We start from the raw sequence: 3,154 nt of genomic DNA on the forward strand, positions 1-3,154 counted from the left end.
CGACACGACCATCACCGACTGGCGCTACCGAATCACCTGGGAACCCATCACCGAACCCACCCCCACAACACTGACCGGCACCTGGCTGCTCGTGGGCGAGTCGGTGGAAGTCGGCGCGGCGCTGATCGAGCGCGGCGCACACGTCACCACCCTGGACACCGACGGCCTCGACCGCGCGGACCTGGTCGCCGCGCTGCCGACCGACGATCTCGCGGGCGTCGTCTCCGTCCTGGCACTCGACGAGACACCGCACCCGGAATTCCCGGTGGTACCGCGCGGCGTGGCCGCCACGATGACCCTTGCACAGGCACTCGGCGATGCCGAGATCACGGCCCCACTGTGGGTGCTCACCAGGGGCGCGGTCGCCACCGCCCCTGCCGAGCCGCTGCCCCGTCCCCACCAGGCGCAGGCGTGGGGCCTCGGCCGGACCATTGGCCTGGAACACCCGGACCGCTGGGGCGGCCTGATCGACCTGCCCGAAACCCTCGATGACCGCGCCGCTGCGCGACTGTGTGCGGTGCTCGCGGACCTCGGCGAGGACCAGCTCGCGCTGCGGCCTTCCGGGATCCGCGCGCGGCGACTGGTTCACGCCGCCGCCCCGTCCGGCACCCGCACCCCGTGGCGGCCGCGCGGCAGTGTGCTTGTCACCGGTGGCACTGGGGGCATTGCCCGACACGTCAGCCATTGGCTGGTCGAGCGGGGCACCCCGCACCTCGTGCTCACCAGCCGGTCCGGTCCAGCAGCCGACGGAGTCGTGGCGCTGGCCGCCGAGCTGGCTGGATCGGGCACGGCGGTCGAAGTCCTCGCCTGCGATATCGGCCGACGCGCCGAGGTCGCCGGACTGATCGACCACACCCCCGAACTGACCGCCGTCGTACATGCCGCAGGAACCGGCCAGGGGACGCCCCTTCCGGAAGCCACCGTGGCCGAATACGCGGCCGTCACCGAGGCCAAGGTCGCAGGGGCGCGCTGGCTCGACGAGCTGACCGCGGACCGCGACCTGGATGCGTTCATCGTCTTTTCCTCCATCTCCGCGACCTGGGGCAGCGGCCTGCAACCCGCCTATGCCGCGGGCAACGCCTTCCTCGATGCCCTCGCTGCCGACCGCCGCGCCCGTGGACTGGCCGCCACCTCGATCGCCTGGGGACTGTGGGATGGCGGCGGTATGGGCACCGGTGTCGCCGGCGACCAGCTACGCCGCCACGGTTTGCGAGCCATGGCCCCGGACCGGGCCGTTCGCGCGCTCGCCCAGATCCTCGACGGCGGCGAACACGCCATCACCGTCGCCGACGTCGACTGGGCGCACTTCGCTCCGATGTTCACGCTGCGCCGCCCGAGTCCCCTCCTCGCTGGCCTGCCCGAGGTGGAACAGGCGCTCGCCACCACCTCCGACGAACCGCGAACCGTCGACACTGAGCTCGCCCGACGACTCTCGGCTCTGTCCCGGACCGAGCAGGATCGGGAGCTGATCGGTCTGGTCCGTACCGCGGCCGCCGCCGTGCTCGGTCACGCCACCGCGGCCGCCGTAGAACCGAGCCGGGCATTCCGCGACCTCGGCGTCGACTCGCTCACCTCGGTCGAATTGCGCGACCAGCTCGCAACCGCGACAGGCCTGCGATTGCCCGCCACGCTCGTGTTCGACCACCCGACCCCGGTTGCGCTCGCTGACCATTTGCATGGCGAACTCCTCGGTGCCGAAGGCATTCCGGCGCCGAGAAGCGGCCCGACGGAAGTGGACGACGAGCCGATCGCCATCGTCGGGATGGGCTGCCGCTATCCCGGTGGCGTCGCCAATCCCGGGCAGCTCTGGGACATCCTGTCTTCCGGCACCGACACCATCTCGGGGTTCCCCACCGACCGCGGCTGGGATGTCCAGGAAATCGATTCGCCCTACGCGCGTCAGGGCGGGTTCGTGTATGACGCGGACGAGTTCGACGCCGGGTTCTTCGGGATCTCTCCGCGTGAGGCTTTGGCCATGGACCCGCAGCAGCGGCTGTTGTTAGAGACCGCCTGGGAAGCCCTTGAACACTCCGGCATCGAACCCGTCTCGCTGCGCGGCACGTCGACCGGCGTTTTCGCGGGCGCATCCTCCTCGGGCTACAGCGAAACCCTGGACGGTGCGCCCGGCGCCGAGGGCTACCTGCTGACCGGCAACGCGGGCAGCGTCATCTCCGGTCGTCTCGCCTACACCCTCGGACTGGAGGGCCCGGCGGTGACCATCGACACCGCATGCTCGTCCTCCCTGGTCGCCCTACATCTGGCGGCGCGGGCACTGCGTTCCGGGGAGTGCACGCTGGCGCTGGTCGGCGGTGTCGCCGTGATGGCCACCCCGGGCGCGTTCGCCGAGTTCGCCAAACAGCAGGGTTTGGCCTCGGACGGCCGGTGCAAGGCGTTCTCCGCCGATGCCGACGGAACCGGCTGGGCCGAGGGGGCGGGCATGCTGGCCGTCGAACGCCTCTCCGACGCCCGACGCCACGGTCACCGGGTGCTGGCCGTCGTCCGGGGGAGTGCGGTCAACCAGGACGGCGCCTCCAACGGACTGTCCGCGCCGAATGGGCCTTCTCAGCAAAGGGTTATTCGTGCCGCACTGGCGGACGCCGGCCTTTCGGTGTCCGATGTGGACGCTGTGGAGGCGCACGGGACAGGTACGGAACTGGGTGATCCGATCGAGGCGCAAGCGCTGCTCGGCACTTACGGTCAGGATCGGGACTGTCCACTGTGGCTGGGTTCGGTGAAGTCCAACCTCGGGCACACGCAGACCGCGGCTGGTGTGGCCGGTGTGATCAAGATGGTGCTGGCGCTGCGGCACGGCCAACTGCCGCCGACACTGCACGCGGACGAGCCCTCGCCGCACGTGGATTGGTCGACAGGCAATGTGCGGCTGCTCAACGAACCGGTGTCGTGGCCTGCCGACGAGCGTCCGCGTCGGGCCGGGATTTCAGCGTTCGGTATCAGTGGCACCAACGCGCACGTGATTCTCGAGGAAGCCCCGTCGGTCGCGGATGAGCCAGGGGAGAAACTTGTCCCGGTCGTGCTGCCCCGGGCCACCGCGTGGCCGTTTTCCGCGCGGGGCGCGGGTGGACTGGCTGCCCAGGCGGGTCGGTTGCGTGAGCATGTGCTTGCTGATTCGGCTCTTGATCCGGTGGATGTGGGT

The 3,154-nt window shown here is 70.4% G+C and carries 1 protein-coding gene; it reads left to right on the forward strand.

The genetic code is table 11. The annotated features are described in order from the left end of the window. A partial coding sequence (locus tag A37U_RS0139010; protein ID WP_020502085.1) for a type I polyketide synthase occupies positions 1-3,154 on the forward strand: 3,154 nt, incomplete at both ends.

This window comes from Sciscionella marina DSM 45152 (genome assembly GCF_000379465.1).
Lineage (GTDB): Bacteria > Actinomycetota > Actinomycetes > Mycobacteriales > Pseudonocardiaceae > Sciscionella > Sciscionella marina.